The organism is Chitinivorax tropicus, from assembly GCF_014202905.1.
In the GTDB taxonomy this organism is placed as follows: Bacteria; Pseudomonadota; Gammaproteobacteria; order Burkholderiales; family SCOH01; genus Chitinivorax; species Chitinivorax tropicus.
Genome location: NZ_JACHHY010000016.1, coordinates 1 through 18,502 on the forward strand (window position 1 = coordinate 1; position 18,502 = coordinate 18,502).

The window sequence follows — 18,502 nt, forward strand, 5'->3', positions numbered from 1 at the left end:
CCGAGATCAAGACCGACAGCCGCCGTGTCATCGACTACCTGCTGTCCCCGATCAAGGAGGTCTTCAGTGAGGCTATTCGCGAGCGATGAGGGGTAACAACAGGGCGCCGACGCACCACGTGCAGCACTTCGTAGAGTGCTCCGGTGCAGGTCAGCTGGATTCGCAATGAATATGGAGGACTCATCAATTGGAGGTAACCACCACAATTTGAGCAGCAAATCATGACAGGACGCTATGAATGCCATAGCGTGATTTTGAGAAATAGCCAAGTAGGGAATTTATATGCCAAGCACACCCAGTAAAACAGAAGTCAATGTCAATCGAAATGGATTTGATTTTTCCTGGACATTCGATCCATCAACCGGCCTATCGGAAGGCTTTGATTTTGCAAGAGCAGAAGCAGCCCTGAAAGAAAAGGGTTACGTCTTTGTCGGATACCATGGCACAAACATAGCAGCGGCCAAATCCATTGCCGAAGATGGCGTCAGAGACCCCGGAACCCGAAGCGAGACTGATCCGAATAATGTTTTCTATACCTCGCCCTCTGCAGAAGTGGCACATGGTTATAGTTTGCCGAGCGTGGACGATCCCGCAAGAGGGGGCGATCCCGCAGAGAGGGCAAGGGCACTCGGAGACTCACGTGGCGTTCTGTTGAGAGTCTATCTACCTGCTGATGTAGTTCAGAAATACGGGTATCAGTTTGATGCATCAACAGATGCTCACACATCGCTCGGTGACACCGATGTTCAAGCTCTGCTCAGTCATATGCAGTCAAAAGGCGAACCATTCCTGTTATCCGGGCCGCAAGGCTCTGCTGCAGACGACCTGAGCCATCGACTACCCGCGACCTTGATCAATTACCGGATGGCGGAACGGGCGATTGCCATCCCGTCGACAGTTGTCGGAACGAATGTACATTTAGCGCCATATACATCATCCAGCGCGGAGCCAACTGATCTTGCACATGTCAAGACCTTAAGCGTTTCGAAGAATGCGGCAGGCAAGCTGGTGTTCACACCACAGGAGTCACGGGCTCAATTGATTTCCGACACCTACAAGCCTGAGCTCGCCATGAAAGATGTTCAACCCGTCCCAAGTGTTGATGTGGACCCAGCCGCTTTCTTTACGCCCTCCGCCGAGCTAGCCAGGCCGGAGCCATTTCGCCCCAGACCGACCCCATTTTCTGACTTAAATTCGATCAAATCACACTTCCGCAACATTATCCTGGACCCATCCCCCATCGGCACAAGCGCTAATTTGATTGAGGCAATGAATGGTCGCTTGCCTAAAAAAGACTTCGTAGTCGCTGGACTAGTATTGAAGCAACACAGTATTGCCTATAAGCAAGCAATTGAGGCACTGGATCGCTATTCGGAGTTGAATCGAAAAATTGGCCTTGGTGATCATGCCCCTGATCGTCTGGCAGTAGTTGCTGAGCTGGATACGGCGGTGAAGGCGATTGTAGCTGCTGCCAATAGCTATATCGACCAGCATGCGGCTGATCCGGAAAAAAAATCTGCTGTGGCAGTCATGAGGCGTTTGGGAAATGATGCCACCAGGGAATCCAATGTAATAACCAATCTAAGCAATGATTTACGTAGTTCGGGTGATATTGCCACTTATGGTGCCAGCTTGCCTTTGGCAGACGCGCTAACGGTCAAGCGCAATAAGCTCAATCTCGAAACAATAGCAACTCGTGCTGCCTGGCGCGAATACTTCTTTTCCTCTGCGGAGTTGGAGCTGGGTGCCGATCTGGCAAGGTCGATGGCATACAAGTACTTTTCCATGGAGAGTACTCATGCGTCGGAAAGCACCCTTACGCCCGAGGCAGCTCAGACGGCTGCCATTGCCGAGGGGCGGCAATTACAGAGACTGCGCAGTAGTGCTATTGATACTGTGATCATTAATGGCAAGTCTGTAACACTTGCGAGAGAACTAGGCAACCGTAAGGCGTTCGCAGAACAATTCAAAGAGGTATCTGACTACAAGACTAAAGAGCAGATCTGGAAGGATCAGGCAGCGTTTAATAATGCTCGTCTTGAGGTGCTGGTGACCGATGGTAAAGCATTGATTGAATCCACACCGGCGGAGCAAATCTCATCGGTTCGACAGTATACCAAAGGGTTTAGCAATTACCTCAGCCCATATCTCCGGACCGGTGGAATCAGAGCAACTAAAACCAAAGAAGAATTGGATACTGGGCTCGCCTTGTATGAGGGTTCGCTAAAGAAGATGCCGGCGTACCGTGGGCCCCTCTTCCGCGCTATACGCGATGAAGGGATTCGAGAGGCATTGGCAAGTGGAAGAATCGGGGTGGGAGATGTAATCGGTGACGCCGCATTCATGTCCACCTCATTCCGCATGAACACCTTGAAAACGCTACAGTTTTTTGAAACACCACCAAGCCTTGTGGTGTTTGACATCGACTCTGATCAGGGCAGGCGGCTGCCAAAACTCGTCGCCGAGGTCACTAATCCACAGGATGAGGTTATCCTACCACGGGATGGTCGGTATCAGATTGTCGGCTATTCACTCTATCACGAACCTGGTAAAAAACCTGGGGAGCTAGGTCGCCCAGTGACCTATATCAAAGTCAAGCACATGGTCGGCCTGAACGCACACGATGTATATCAAATGAACAATGGCGCCATGGGTAGACCTCCAGTTTTACATACCATTTCTGATTTTGGGCCGGATGGTCGTACCGTGCGTGATCTACTACTATGGAATGACTTCCAAAATACCCATGCCAAAACATTTTCGGCATTGGCCAATAGTGAATCCGTCGTTTCCAAATTCGTGCCACAGTCATTGTTCCTGAAGCAAGCCGAGGGCGATGCGCGTCTCGGGCTATGCAAAGGACTGAGTCAAATATGGGCTCAGGTCATGATGAAGGGTGGCGATACTGCGGTAAAAGGCTTATTTGACAATCTGTTCATTTTGTCAGCAATGGAAGACCCCGCACGAACCTCCGTTGATGACTTGGCCTTTTCCAATATCTTCCGCAGTAATGTGGAGGATATCCACAATCAAATCAGTAACACGGATCTTTCCGCCAAAGGCTCACTCAGTTTGGCCGAGGTGATGTCTGGTCTGGCTGCAGCCAATCAAAGCAAGACATGGATGCTCAATACCGCAAACCACGCCATGGCGCTTTCTGTTACGGTAGAAGGCGATCAACGTCGCTATTCGTTTTATGATCCCAATCTGGGGCAATTGACCTTCAATACGCCAGACGTGGATGTGGTGCGTAATACCATCCAAACACATCTGAACAATCTGCGGGATCTCTATCAGGTTAGTGACCGTTTTGCTGCAGTCTATGAGGTCAATCCTCCACAGTCCAGCCTAGCAATCGATGTGATGACCAAGCCATATCAGACCACGCTCGAAAAGCTGGTGGCAATGGACAACACGCAAGGTAAGATTTTTGGGGCAGGGCAGACAATTGGTCGCGCAGACTTGTTCAAAGCCGGCGCAACGATCAACGGTAACAGAGTCAACGAACGGACTGATTTCGACGCAGTCAACACGATGTCAGATCTGAAATTTGACAGTGAGCTGTTGTTGAAACATGTACTTACCCTGCAGAACAATGGCGGGGCAGATGACGCCTCACTGTACCTCAGCTTGTTTGGCGACAAGGCCAACACCCCGCTGAATGATGCCCAGCTGCTCAATCTGCTGACCAACAATCCCGAGCCTGCATCACTGGCCACCATCGCTTCCTACCTAAATGGCCAGCGCACCACTGGTTCAGACGTGACAAGCGGTCGCGGAACGCTGGTCGAGCGCTTTACCAGCTACGCCAATACCCTGATCACAGATAAGGCCAACCCGCCCGCAAGCCTGGGTGCGGACATGAGGCTTTGGTTGAAGGTGCAGACCTTTGCCAGCGAAACCAAGCGTGATGGCGCATGGCTCAACGATCCAGAAGCAGTGCGCGATGTCGGCAACCTGCTGAAATTCGAGCAAGGCAAAGTCTCTTTGAAGGCACGCTTTGAAAACAGTTTGAGTGATCGAAAGAAAGCTTCGCTTCAGGCGATCGTCGACACTGCCAATATCCGACAGCTGCGGGCATTGGATGAGGCGAATCCGCTTGAATCTGGCATTAGCCGCGAGCAACTGTACAAATTGGGTGCAAATATAGATGGCCAACCTGTCGATGCCCTGAGTAATTTCAAATCCGACAAATTGCGCTTTGATGCTACACGCTTTGCCAATACTTTCACCACCGCGTCAGATTACGAGCAAGCTCAATATCTGGGCAAGCTGAAAGAGTTGGCCAAGCCCGGCACCACCCCCGAAGATCTGGTCACCGGTCAGGGAGAGGCCGTCGATGTAATGAAACAAGCCATTACCCAATTGGCGCAAATCGACACACCAAAGACTGCTTCTGACAGAATCAAAACCATCTCACAAAACATTCAGACAGCAGGTCGTGGTGCCCTCGCTGCTGGTGTAACACTCAAAGTGGTGGATAAGTATGGCAAGGTCAATGGCATCTGGTCAGCGCTGAAGGCTCTGAGCAAAGGCGATTCGGCGGGCTTCAAAGTCAGCACTGGTGGTGTAGCCAACATCTTTGGCGGCGAGCTGGCTGAAGCCATTGCGCGCAAAGGTGGTGCGGCATTGCTGAAAACCGCCGTAGCATCCCTCAAAACCGTTCCTGGCTCAGTCGTGCGTGGTTTAGGGAAAGTACTTGGCAGAGGAGCTGGTGTCATCGGTGCATTGGCGAGTGCACCATTCGATATCTATTACGGTATTGTCGAGCCACTCAAGGGTCTTGATAAGAAGACAGGGCTGGAGAGACAAGATGCCATCTACTCCATCACCAGTTCATCGATTTCACTGGGGGTTGGGGTCATCGTTGCGGCGTTAGCCATGGTAGCCAGCGGGCCGGCTGCCATTATCGGTGCAGTGTTCGCCGTGGGAATGATTCTGACTGATCGCATCTACAGCGCAGTACGCGCGGTACAAGCTATTGAAGAAAAAGTCCCATTGACCGGCATGCAAAAGCTGGAACAAGGTTGGCGTGCGTTTACTGGTCAAGGAATCAGCCATGAATTGGTTGACCAGATGAATGAGAAGACTGAGAGCGATAAACTCCAGGAGCAGTTGACCAAGTCTGCCAAAGACTATCTGAATGGCAACTCTGTATACTCCACCTTCGTCTACAGCATGCCCACTGTCAACGCAGAGAAATTTGCTACATTCAAGCGGGGTGAGAATGTATGGCAGCTCGAAAGTGAAAAAGATAAAACTGATCATGATCATGCTCACCTTCGTACTGGAACATATGAGCCGACTGGATTCATTGCAACCAAAAAAGAATTCTGGGAAGCCTATTACCAAGCCAGCAACGAAAATTTTGACTTCTCTGATACTGGCAACCAAAGCTCACGCAGCGAAGGGCTGCAGGTAGTTGAACAAACCAGCGGTTCTGATGTGGCCGCAAAAGGTGCCACCTTCCAGTTGGAGAATGGCGATGACAAAGGCAAAGGGTTCAGCAAACGCACCAACCTTTTCCTGATGGAAGCCGGCAACAAAGAGCTCACCGGCGGTGAGCTGGACGATACCTTCGTCCTAGATGCCAACTCCAGAATCGTTGGCGATGTCGACCGGCATGGCAATCCTGATCCCTATTTTGCCCAGGCACGGGCGGCCCGTGCAGCCAAGGTTGGTACGTATCGCTACAATCTAGACGCAGGTGCAGGTGACTCGGATACCCTACAACTCAACACCGATCTCAAAGATACCGGCTATGTTGGCTATCACATTGATATGTCAGCACAGACTATTGGTATCAAGAAAGAGGATGGTAGTCTGGTCAACCAGGGACGCTTTGCCAATTTCGAGCATATATTGCAAAGCAGAGATGCTGCAACGTATACCTCGCAGCACCATCTGATTGGCAACGAGGGCAGAAACATATTGATCGGCAAAGGTCGCGATACTTTAGAAGGCAAGGGAGGTAATGATCTCTATCAGATCGGTACCTTGCGTGCTGGCGACCAAGTCACCATCATTGAAACACCAGCCAAGACCAACGCTGATGCCAATGAAGTTATTCTGGGCACTCAGCTGACCAGCATTGATGATTGGCAGATCGCTCAGAATGACTTGGTCATCCATCTGAATTCGGGCAGTAGCGTCTTGATCAAGGACATGTATGTTCGCGATGAATCTGGTACCCGCGTTCGTCAAACCAAACCATTCAATTTCTACACCTCGGATGGTTTCATCTTGACACCGGTTCTGCCCAACACGATCGCCAGCACTGAGGCAGAGACTTTCTCGACATTCTCAATCAATACCATGCATATGCCCACAGAGGCCAACGCATGGTTTAGAGGGGGTAAGGCAGGCGTGGCCGTCGACTTGGCTAGTCGCACAATCACACCTACCCGCAGAACGGATATCACCTTGCTCCAGAACCAGGAGAGCATTTCCTATCAAGCTAATCAGGCACAACCGCAGACAAAATTCTGGTTGGATCATGCCGCATCTAGCCTAGCTTTGTCCGTCAGTATGGACTTGAACCCCTTGGTTACCGGATTCTCTTCATTCGATAAGGAATCAACAGTTCAATTCGAGCGACTCGTCTTGACTTTAACTGCCAACCAAGGCACCGCTCAGGAAAAGCATTACCAGATCGATGTTGGCTCATTCCTGGGTAATACTGCTCAAACCTGGTACTCTAAAAAGGAAAACAAGCTTATTTTCAAACCAATGGATGGTGCAAAGGCAATATTTGATGACCTGCGCATCTACACCACGGATGGTTATGAACTTGCCTTGAGTAAGGAATTGGGTGCATTGCTTCAAAACTTCAGATATCAAGATCGATTGTTTGGCCCAAGCATCCAAAGCGATCCGCAAACCATCGCGCTCAGCAGCAATCTGGCCATCGATCCGAGTGATATGCTAACCAGCAAGAAGAGCGATACTGTCCTGCCGAAAGCAATAACACTCAGCGAGCGTTATCAACTAATCAGCACAATGGGTACGACTTCTGAGGATATCCTTTCGGGAGATCAAACTGACAACGTGTTTGTCCTTGAAACCCCGCTTCAAAGCAATACTGAATCGTTGTTGGAAGCGTTTGACGAAGTTGCGGGTAAGGCAGGTAGTGATACTTATGTCTACAAGCAAGGTTGGGCCAACATTAACAATGCAGACGACTCAGCAGATCCAACTGATATCGCCGTTGACAATCTGATCATCAATCATGACCTGACAGCGGCGAGTATCATGAAATTTAGTGATGCTTTGTATGTTGATGTGCTTAACAGCGGGACCGTATACCTCAATAACTATTTTGTCAAAGATAGTCAAGGCATATATCGCAATGCTCATATTGACATGACGTTCAAAGGTGGCGATCAAGTACGAATCACTCCCACTGAGGATGGCCCGCATTTTGCAAGCACCATCACGCTGTCGGATGAAAAGCGTGATCGTATCATCGATCTCTCCAAATACAATGCCGTAGCGGTATTCGGAAATATTGGCAATGAGCAATTCACGGCGACCCGTCAGCTGAATGATCAGGTCTACTTGAGTGGGGGCAATGGCGCAGACGTGTATGACTTACAGAAAATCAGCAATGTTGTCATTGACAATCGCGCACAAGACAAACAGAGCGATACACTGAAGATTTACATGTCAACCCAGCCTTCAGCATCTGAGGAGCAAGACCTGAAGTTCAGCCGGTTTGACCATAATCTGGTACTACAGTGGGATGCCGGGAATACTTCCAGTGGCCATGTCGGTCAAGCCATCATTGAGGACTATTTCCTGGATGCAACGTATCAGCATCTGGACATTGAGCTCTATGACAGCACCGGTGCGCAGAGGAGCCGCATCCTCAGCGATCAGGTCAAGGCAAAGGCTGATCTCGCTGTTATATCAACAGATCTGACCTCTCGCTCGGCAGATCTGCTGATTGAAGCATTGGCTGGTTTCAATACCCAGGTGGATGTCAGTGCCACATTGGCGAAGCGTTTTGGTATACACCAGCAGAACACGCCGCAGTTGGCGGGTAGCTTGGTGTAATCCGTCTGGGTTGGTTTGCCTGGAACGGTAAGGCTTGTCCCCTGAGGTGGTCTATACCGCTGCAGGGGGTGGGCAGCCCACTGTACCGCCTCGGCGGGTCGAGTGGGGCTTTCAGGTAACAAGCCGCCCCGGTTGCATTCACCAATAGTAGGCCATGTCGGATGCACAGGCAGTTGCTGTGCATCCTGCCAGTGAGGGCATCTCGAAAAGTCCGTATTTCTTCTGCCATCTGCCGCAAGTGTATGCGGCACACGGCAAGTGAGATCAGGTTTTTCGAGGTGCCCTTTTTCCTACCGTTTCGACGGGCACTCTATCACCAGCCTGAGTGGCAATTCGGGCCCAATCAGTTTGGTCGCACGGGAATGCATAGGTCGCATTCGAATTCACCGGTCGCCTCGTCACGCTCCACCCGTCGGTCATAGCGCTCGAAGCAAGGGCCCAGGTCACATTGGACCTGCATGCCGCTTGAGGGTAGCCATTCGCTGAACAGCGCCCGCCATGCATCGGCTATATCTCGCCCTGTGCCTTTGAATCGCATCACGGCATAGCGCCCCGCCGGTAGTATCATGATGCTGGCTTGTCCATTCGCCACAAAGTCATCTGGCACTTCGACACATGCATCGTAACGACACTTCTCCGGTGGCGTGATGCTCGGGTCGTCATGGCCTAATCCATAACATGTCTGGGTGGTCAGCCCATTCAGCTGTAACCAGGGCTCAAAGGTGTTGCGCCAGAGTGCGCCGATGGCCGGGCCATAAGGGCCGATTTGGCGGATGTAGGCTACTCGGCGCTGAGGAATATGCTCGATGGTGACATGCATAGTGGTCTTTCTGGGTTGTGAATTGGAGCTCACATCTTCGCCAATGCCCTGCAACTTGGTCTGATCCAGATTGCGAATGACCTGATCGAAATTGCGTTGCCACCATGCACGTTGCCGAATCGCTACCACTTCCTCCGCCCAATGCTGATCAGCTCCTTGTCGCCATGCGGTCGGGGTGTGCCCAAACAGGCTCTTGAATGCCCTGGCCAATGCCTCTCCCGAACCAAACCCCACCATCAGTGCGATTTCCAGAATGGAGCGTTGTGGATGATGGGATAGCAGAAATGCCGCGACTGCCAACCGGCGGCGGCGGATATAGTCCCCGGGTGTCTCGCCCATGCAGGACGCAAACATCCGATGGAAGTGATAGGGTGAAAAGTAGGCAATGGCAGCCAACTGGCTCAGGTCCAGCGACTGATCCAGATGTTGATCGATGTGATCCAATACACGATTGAAGCGTTGGCTGTATCCCTGATGATATTGTTTTATCGGTGTATTCTGTGTTGCCATGATGTTTCTGCCATGATCAGGCTGTAAGTTGCCAGCAGGGCGGGGCTCATCCCTTCCAGGTAAATGGGAACTTGAGCTGTTTCCAGAAGCCATCGGGCACATAGTCGCCCAACACGCCATATTCGGTGGGCCACTCCCGATCTGATTTCACCGCCGTGCCAAACAGGTAGTCCAGAAAGGCAAAATGCGCTGCATAGTTGCGATCCAGTGCTTCCTGATCTTGTGAATGATGCCAATGGTGGAAATTGGGCGTCACGATCACATACCGTAGCGGACCGAGCCGCACACTGACGTTGGCATGGTTGAATACAGCCTGGAAACCAACGATGACAATGTAGGCATCGATCACTTCCTTGGAAAAGCCCAGTACAAATATTGGCGCCAGCACCAGCGTGCGGGTCAACAACAGCTCCAGAATATGCTGGCGGGAGCCGGCCAACCAGTCCATGCTCTTTACACTATGGTGTACCGCATGCAACCGCCACAACAATGGCACCTCATGGTAGGCACGGTGTGTCCAGTACTGGACAAGATCCGCCACCAGAATGATCAGGAACAGCTCGACGACGAAGGGCAAATCCTTCACCCAATCCTGCACCCCGTCTTTGACCGCCCAACCCAAGCCTTTGTGCACGACCAGATTGGTCGCCAGTAAAATGAACCCGACCACCATGTGGTTGACAAGGAAATGTTGAAAATCCGTCTGCCATTCCGCTCGAAATACAGGCTGGTCTTTGCGCAAGGCGAACAATTTCTCGATGAAAATGAAAATCAGGCTGGAGCCCAACAGATCAAGAATGAACCAATCGAGCCCGATGTAGGGCGTGTGGTCGGGAAAGTCATTCACAGGCACCTTATGCCCGCCAAGCAACGCTGTCAGGGCGATCAATGCAAAGGCCCAGGCAGATAGCCACCTGACCCGCCCCAATACGATATTGGTCAGCGAAATACCACCTGCCACCACCATGGCGACAAACATGATCTGGCGGATGGTGGCAACATCATAAGACTTGCGTAGCGCTGGTGTAGTGAGATAGGCCGGGAAGTGGAAGGCCAAGACGCCAAGAAGACATAGCACGCCCAGTATCAGCGCAATGACCCCAGATACCACGCCCTTACCACGCGGCATGTGTCCATGCGACTCCGACAGCTTCTTCATGTTATCCAACACGATCCATCCTCCGTATTTTCTGATGTCGACACTATGCCAAATGCGCATTCAATTGAACATCTAGATGCATGGCTGGCTAACAGGTTTTGCTGGCAAGCCACGCCGAGCCAGGGCAGAACCGCCGGCTTCCCCTTCGCTTCCATGTAACAGATTTTACGATGGCGCCTAAAGAAACCGTATTTCCAGCCGATATACAGATCAACCGAAGCCTCCGATCACCAATATAGTCAGACACTGCGATGCAGATTCAGACCAACCTCGGCTCCTTGTTTTCACAACGGGTGCTCACACAAACCACAAATGGCACAGGCACTGTGTTACAGCGCCTATCCAGTGGCTTGCGCATCAACACCGCCAAGGATGATGCCGCTGGCTTGCAGATTTCTGAGCGGATGACCGCGCAGGTTCGAGGCAATGTGCAAGCCATACGCAATGTGAATGATGGCGTGGGCATCCTGCAGGTGGCGGAAGGCGCCATGACCAGCACCATCGACATGTTGCAACGCATTCGTGAGCTGGCGGTTGAGGCCAATAATGCTTCGTTGTCCACCAGTGATCGTTATGCCTTGCAGCAGGAGTCGATACAGCTACTGAATGGCATCACCAAGATCGGTGTGCAGACTGAATTCAATGGCGATCAGGTCTTTTCTCAGAGCACCGACAGCATCGGTGGCAACGCCACCCGTCGTGCCGTCTCGGATGGGCTGAAGCTGGGATGGATCGAAGAATCAGAAGCATTAATCAAGAAGTATTTCGGTATCGTTGCCGATGGCGCGACCTTGACCATCAATTTTGACACCAGCGATGGTGCCGGTAATACCTTGGCCTCGGTGTCTGGCTCAGTCGGGGCAGGCGGTAAAGTATTCAATCAATCGCTGAATGTGGACATGGCGGACTTTGTGCCGCCCAATCTGCCAGATGGCGGCACAGCCCCTTTCTATAACGACCGCGTCATCGCCCACGAAATGGTGCATGCCGTGATGGGCCGGGCCGTCAATATGGCCGCCATGCCTACCTGGTTTCTGGAAGGTGCCGCCGAGCTGATTCACGGTGCAGATGAACGGCTGGCTGGCGATATCCAGGCCGCAGGCGGATCGGTTTCGACCATCGTCACCAACATCTCCAACGCCTGGACTGGCACCAGCCGTGACTACTCATCGGCTTATGCCGCTACGCGTTACCTGCATGACAAACTGAAGGGGCTGGGTGTCGAAGGCGGGATTAAAGGCCTCATGCAAAAATTGGCCAGCACTGGCTCCAATCTCGATACCGCGCTCAATGCCGTCACCGGTGGCACCTATGCGAGCACGGCAGCATTCCTCACTGACTTCGGGGCCAATGGTGTCAACTACATCAATACCCGGATGAATCTCACCAATACGGATACAGGTGGTATTGGCGGTTTCGATGCTGACAGCGGCGCTGTCCGTAGCGCCAAGGACGTGTTGTCCGATCAAGGTTCAACCTATGCAGACAAGATGACCGATGGTTTTCGTCTGGTGTATCCGACAGTGGCAGGTGGAACAGGTGCCAAGTACTATCAATTACAGCTTGGCTCCAATCCACAACAAACACTGACCGCATCATTCACGGCAGTAAATGCCCAAGCATTGGGCGTAGATGACATTGACCTGGTCAAGCTCCCCACACATGCACTTGCTCATATTGATGAAGCATTGGACTACCTGAACAAGCAACGTGCCCAGATCGGTGCTCAATTATCCAGGCTGGCTTTTTCATCGCAGAATCTGTCCTTCAACGTCGAAAACACCTCATCCTCTCGCTCCCGAATCCGCGATGCTGACTATGCATCCGAAACTGCAGCCCTGGCACGGCAACAGATTCTGCAACAATCGGGCACGGCCATGGTGACACAAGCCAATCAGCTACCCAAGCTCGCCCTGCAGTTATTGCGCTGAGGCAAACCAGCCTTCATCTCTTGCTTGATCCAGTCGATGTTTCAGGTAATGCCACAATGCGGGACAACCCGTCTCGATCTGCTCGGCCAAGCGACTAACCACCCGCTCATAGCTGATACCATTCTCACGCCAACTCTGGCCTTGATTGTTCAAGTTCAATAGCGCGGGCATGGCCCGATCGATTGCACCGGCAAAACGAGCCTCTGCTGTAGCACCCGCCTCGAATTCTTGCCAAAGTGACAGAAAATATGCGCCAGTCGGCGCCGGCAGTAGACCGAAAATACGCTTGACCGCCACCAGCTCGGCGGCCTTGCGCACATCCCAGCCCCCCTCAGCATAGACAATGGTATCGCCCGTATCGATCTCACCAATATCGTGTACCAGCAGCATGGCCACCACATGATCGATCTTCACGGGTACTGGCGCATATGCCTGCAACGCCATTGCCAGCATGGCTATCTGCCAGCTGTGTTCCGCTGAATTCTCATAGCGCGTCAGGCCAAGTGGCTTGTTCTTTCGGGTCACCCCTTTGAGCTGGTCCAGCTCCAGGATGAAATCAACGATTTCCTGCATTTTCTCTTTCAGACATCCAGGCAATGGTTTGACAGACCTCCCAGAGCCTACTGGATTCCAACATCTGGATCAAAGCAGCATTAGCCGGTGGAGCGGTATTTTTGACCGTTCAGCGAAAATTGCTTGTTCAAAAATTCTGATATAAAAAAAAGTTCTCCAGAAAAATCAATCATTATTCTTGAATTCGAATTTATCTTCACAGAGCCCTGAAAAACATCGCCAATTGACAAGAAAACCACCTTCTGGAACCATTCTTACTTGATTTAGTACATAGTCATTAATAATTTCATTTAAATTAATGTACTTAATCGAATACACAAAAATGTGTGCGCAGACATAAAATCGTGCTGATCATCGACCAGCAATCTAGTCAGAGCCAGTATTGGCGTGCCATGGAAACAACCATGCCGCTTCAAAAAATTAGATCAAATTTGAATATCCATTCAATTAACTTGAATGAAAGTGATGCAGAAAGAGATATATCGCATTGAATTGGCCTGGTGTTGCCGACCCGGTTTCCTCGCCCGAGCCGAAACCTCGTCAACAGCAACTGGGCCGCTGGTTATGGAAAACGCCATGGATATTCGAGATGGAATGACCACATGGCGTTACTTGATTGCAGATCAGCAACACCTAGCAGGATGTCGAAAAATGGATGGAAAACTGAATACCACCACGTTGAGTCTCGCGCACGATCAAACCCTACCTGATCTGCTCCGCGCACAAGCACTGGCTTACCCAGAGCGGGTAGCCGTCGTGCATGATGATCAGGAAATAGGTTATCGGGAGCTGGTCGAAACCAGTGAGCAGGTCTCATCCTATTTACGGCATCTGGGCATCAAGGCTGACGGGTGTGTCGGCATCTTTGTGGACCCATCGGTCGATTTGCTGGTAAGTATCTGGGGCGTGCTGTTTGCAGGGGGGGCCTATCTGCCCTTGTCGCCGGAGTACCCCGAAGAGCGGCTGCGATACATGATCGATGATGCCAAGATCCAGGTCATCTTCACCCAGCAACACCTGAAAGCAAAGCTGGCCGAGCTGGCGCCATCCCATATCCAGATTGCCACCATGGCCGATGTGCAGGCATTCACCAGCCATCGTCAGCAGCAAAGCCAGCCCCATCTGGCGGGCAAACATGATCTGGCCTATGTCATTTACACCTCAGGCAGCACAGGCAAACCTAAGGGCGTGATGATCGAGCACCATAGCATCGCCAGCCAGATGCGATGGCTGCAGGCGACGTACCAATTGGGGGGTAATCGTGCGGTGCTTCAAAAGACGCCGATGAGTTTCGATGCCGCACAATGGGAGATCCTGGCCCCTGCCGTAGGCTGCCGAGTGGTCATGGGCAACCCAGGTATCTACCGTGACCCGGAAGCCCTGGTCAGAACGATCCTGCGCCATCAGGTCACCACATTGCAGTGCGTGCCGACACTCTTGCAAGCCTTGCTGGAGACAGACGGCATCCACGATTGCACATCGCTGACCCAGATCTTCAGCGGGGGGGAGATCTTGTCCAGGCAATTGGCCAGACAGTGTCTGGACACCCTGCCCAATTGCGCTTTGGTCAACTTGTATGGCCCGACCGAGTGCACAATCAATGCCTCAGCATTCACAGTGCGGCGTGAGCAACTTGCCGATGGCCCGCATGCCATTTCAATCGGCACTCCCGTCAAGGACACTCAATATTACATCTTGGACGAAGCACAACAACCCGTCGCAGAGGGTGAGCCGGGAGAGCTGTACATTGGTGGCATCCAATTGGCGCGGGGCTATCTGCATCGCCCCGAGCTGACCACAGAGCGATTCGTGGACAACCCGTTCGACACCAAGACTGGCGCCAAGCTGTATCGCACCGGCGATCTGGTCACCAGAAACGAGGACGGGACGGTTCACTTTTTGGGCCGAGTGGATCGGCAAGTCAAATTACGTGGTTTCCGTGTCGAGCTGGACGAAATCCGCCTGGCCATCGAGGCCCATGACTGGGTGAAGAATGCAGCCGTGCTGATCAAGCAAGACCCACGCACCAGCTTTCAACATTTGATTGCCTGCATTGAATTGAATGCAAGGGAAGCCGCGTTGATGGATCAGGGCAACCATGGCGCCCATCATCAATCCAAAGAAAGCCGGCTGCAGGTACGGGCCCAATTGGCAAACCTGGGCTGCCGTGACGAGGCCGAGCTGGCTGGCAGACCAGTGGTCAGCCTGGCGGGCTATGAGCCCACCGAGACCCAGCGGCGGCGCGTCTTCGCGCGGAAGACGTATCGATTTTACGAGGGTGGGCCAGTGCAACGTGCTGATGTCCTACGGCTACTGGATACGCCGATGCCAAGCACGCAACCACGTAGCCTGGATACGCTCAGCTGGGCGGCATTTGGTGAGATCCTGCGGTATTTCGGCCAATATCTCAGCACCGAACGCCTGCTGCCAAAGTATGGTTATGCCTCACCTGGCGCACTCTACGCTACACAGATGTATCTGGAGTTGAGCCATATCGGAGGTCTGCAGTCCGGCTATTACTACTATCACCCGATCCATCACCAGCTGGTGCTGATCCAAGCATTGCCCGACGCCCCGGCTGCGACAGCCCGTGTTCATTTCATCGGCAAAAAGAGGGCGATCGAGCCGGTCTACAAGAACAACATCCAAGAGGTGCTGGAATTCGAAACCGGCCACATGCTGGGCTTGTTTGATCTGGTGTTGCCTGCTTACGGGTTAGCAATCGACAACGGCGTCTTCCAGCCCGAGATCAAAGCCTCACTGGCTTGCGCCGAAGAGGACTATTACCTGGGTTCATTCGCCATCCGGCCCGATTCAGCGCCAGTGGCCGATGAGTCGCTGGGGATCTATGTGCAGGTGCATCCCGGCAAGATCGCAGATCTGGCGGGGGGGATGTATCGCTATCAATCCGGGCAGCTGACGCGAATATCTGATGAGTTGATCCAGAAAAAGCATGTCATCGCGATCAACCAACAGGTGTACGAGAACGCCAGCTTCGGCATTGCCATGACCAGCCATGATCAACAGACATGGCGTCAGTACATTGCGCTGGGCCGCAAGCTGCAACATCTGCAAATGAACGACCAACAGCTTGGCTTCATGTCCTCCGGCTATAGCTCGAAAACTGGCAATGATCTGCCTGCTGCCAAACGGCTGGCGGCCATCCTGACCAATAGTGGCGAACCATATGGCTCATGCTACTTCTGCCTGGGCGGACGTGTCAGCGATGAGCAGATCGCCAGCGAGGGCATGAAGGAAGACACTATTCACATGAAAGGCCCTGCCGAGCTGATTCGGGAGGATCTATTGAATCTGTTGCCTGACTACATGATGCCCAATCGCATCGTGGTCATGGATCAATTACCACAGACCGCCAACGGTAAAATCGACCAGAAGGCACTGGAATCCGCCAGCCAGACACAACTTGATCTGACCGAGCGCCCCATGGTCGCGCCGCGCACAGGCACCGAGATCAAAATCGCGGACATCTGGAAACAGGCGATGAAATGGGACGCCGTGTCTGTTCAGGATGACTTTTTCGAGTCCGGTGGCAATTCGCTGATTGCGGTATCACTGATCAACAAGATCAATAAAACATTCCAGGCCACCCTACCACTGCAGATCCTGTTTGAAGCCTCCACCATTGAAAAGCTGGCGGAAAGGATCGACCGATTGGACAGCCAGCCTGTGTCACGCATGGTTCCCCTGGCCACAGCTGGTAACAAACCCGCCATCTTCTGCTGGCCGGGTCTGGGCGGCTATCCGATGAATCTGCGAACCCTGGCCAATCGCACTGCGGTGGATCGACCGTTCTATGGGGTTCAGGCACACGGTATCAACGCTGGTGAAACGCCCTATGCCACCATCCGCGAGATGGCGTTACAGGACATCAAAGCCATCAAACAGATCCAGCCAACTGGCCCATATACCTTGTGGGGCTATTCATTTGGTGCACGGGTTGCGTTTGAGGTGGCGTATCAGCTGGAGCAGGCTGGTGAGCGTGTCGAGCACTTGTTCCTGCTGGCGCCCGGCTCACCGGAATTGCGTGCGCAAGATGCCGCACAACACGGTCAGGAGCCAAGTTACACCAACAAGGCGTTCGTCACCATTCTGTTCTCCGTGTTTGCCCACAGCATCACCAGCCCCGCACTGGATGAATGCCTGCGGGTCACCCAGGACGAAGCCAGCTTCACATCCTTCATCTGCGCCCGCTATCGGCATTTGGAGCCCGACTTGGTGCAACGGATCAGTCAGATCGTGCGACAGACATTTGAATTCAAATACAGCTTCAACGAGCTGTTGGCGCGTCAGTTGAACACGCCCATCACGCTGTTCAAGGCGCAAGGCGACGACTATTCATTCATTGAAAACAACGGTGGCTATTCAACCCAAGCACCCACCGTCATCGAGCTGGAAGCAGATCATTACAGCATGCTCAAGACCCCGGATCTCGATGAGCTGGTCGATGCCATCCATCGCCGCCTGAACCCAACACCCCATAACACTGCCATTCAAATTGGCAACCAAGCAGGAGACCGTATCATGCCGCATATCAATATCAAGCATTTCCCTGTCGAGCTGGGCAACAGCCAACGCGCACAGCTGGTCGATGCCCTGACCAAAGCCGTGCAGACGGCGTTTGGCTGCGAAGCGGGCGTCATTTCCATCGCATTGGAACCGGTCACACCAGAAAACTGGAGTGAACAGGTGTATGACCCCGAAATCAAAGGCCGCCAGAGCCTGCTGTGCAAACACCCATCCTATTGATCAAGTAACAACAGGCCCAGCACTAGACAGGGCTCCGTTCTCCCTTGGACAAAAAGGGACATTTGGCCACCGGTAGCACTCACCGCGCCGGTGGTTATATCTCAGCAGCTTGGCACCAACATGGTGCAGCACGCTTCCACCAGCGTATCGAGCTGCAAATGCTTCCATTTCGACCGACCATACCGATCATTTCCTACCTCTGCTGGCATCGATTTCTATCAAGCCGTTGACATCTTTAGGAAATTTTTTCTTAACATTCCTTTTATGCCACATAGACTGATAAATACCGGGCTACAGCACCCCTGCCCCACCGACAACATCCCGTTGATCGCGGCAATGGACAAGTTTGGCGTGCTGGTGGGCGTAGCACAATCCACACAGGCCGGTGATTGTCTGATAGACCCTCGAAAGGAAGTTCCGATGAAGCAAGCAGCTTATGATCTCGATTTTGATAAGCACATGAACGCCACGCTGGTCGTGGCCTGCGGCGAATGCGGGCACGAGACGCGCAAAAGGCTGAAAGGGTTAGCGCCCGATCACCATTTCCGCTGCAGTGAATGCGGCCACCACATCGTGATACCGCATCAGCATCTGGAATGGGCCCAGCAAAGGACGGAGGCAATCAAAGCGGCTTATCACGTAGCTGCCAGCGCTTGATCGGCCCTCAGCGGCCATCCAATGAAAAGG

7 protein-coding genes are annotated in these 18,502 nt (G+C 52.6%); 4 read left to right on the plus strand and 3 right to left on the minus strand.

Features of this window, described 5'->3' with window-relative positions:
• Window positions 1–282 precede the first annotated feature (282 nt).
• Entirely contained in the window at window positions 283–8,055 is a 7,773-nt protein-coding gene (locus tag HNQ59_RS12780) for a hypothetical protein (protein ID WP_184040011.1), read from the plus strand.
• A gap of 343 nt (window positions 8,056–8,398) precedes the next feature.
• Here HNQ59_RS12780 and HNQ59_RS12785 read toward each other — a convergent pair whose 3' ends face one another.
• Window positions 8,399–9,385, minus strand: a complete 987-nt coding sequence (locus HNQ59_RS12785) for an AraC family transcriptional regulator (protein WP_184040014.1) — start codon at window positions 9,383–9,385, stop codon at window positions 8,399–8,401.
• Between the two features lie 46 nt (window positions 9,386–9,431).
• Window positions 9,432–10,544: a sterol desaturase family protein gene (locus HNQ59_RS12790; RefSeq protein WP_343074274.1), complete on the minus strand. Its 1,113-nt coding sequence runs from the start codon at window positions 10,542–10,544 to the stop codon at window positions 9,432–9,434.
• 251 nt (window positions 10,545–10,795) lie between these two features.
• Between HNQ59_RS12790 and HNQ59_RS12795 the strand changes: the two genes are divergently transcribed.
• Window positions 10,796–12,475, plus strand: coding sequence for a flagellinolysin (locus tag HNQ59_RS12795; protein WP_184040019.1), 1,680 nt, complete (start codon window positions 10,796–10,798; stop codon window positions 12,473–12,475).
• On the opposite strand, the gene HNQ59_RS12800 is transcribed toward HNQ59_RS12795, so the two are convergent.
• Window positions 12,464–13,048: an HD domain-containing protein gene (locus tag HNQ59_RS12800; protein WP_184040022.1), complete on the minus strand. Its 585-nt coding sequence runs from the start codon at window positions 13,046–13,048 to the stop codon at window positions 12,464–12,466. The two genes, HNQ59_RS12795 and HNQ59_RS12800, sit on opposite strands and share 12 nt — an antisense overlap.
• 651 nt (window positions 13,049–13,699) lie before the next feature.
• Between HNQ59_RS12800 and HNQ59_RS12805 the strand changes: the two genes are divergently transcribed.
• Together HNQ59_RS12805 and HNQ59_RS19685 are read left to right on the plus strand one after the other, a co-directional pair.
• On the plus strand, window positions 13,700–17,815 hold the full coding sequence (locus tag HNQ59_RS12805; protein ID WP_184040240.1) for an amino acid adenylation domain-containing protein: 4,116 nt from the start codon (window positions 13,700–13,702) through the stop codon (window positions 17,813–17,815).
• Window positions 17,816–17,935: 120 nt separating this feature from the next.
• A complete protein-coding gene (locus tag HNQ59_RS19685; RefSeq protein WP_246490989.1) occupies window positions 17,936–18,472 on the plus strand; it encodes a hypothetical protein in 537 nt (178 codons plus the stop codon).
• The last annotated feature ends 30 nt before the right edge of the window (window positions 18,473–18,502 follow it).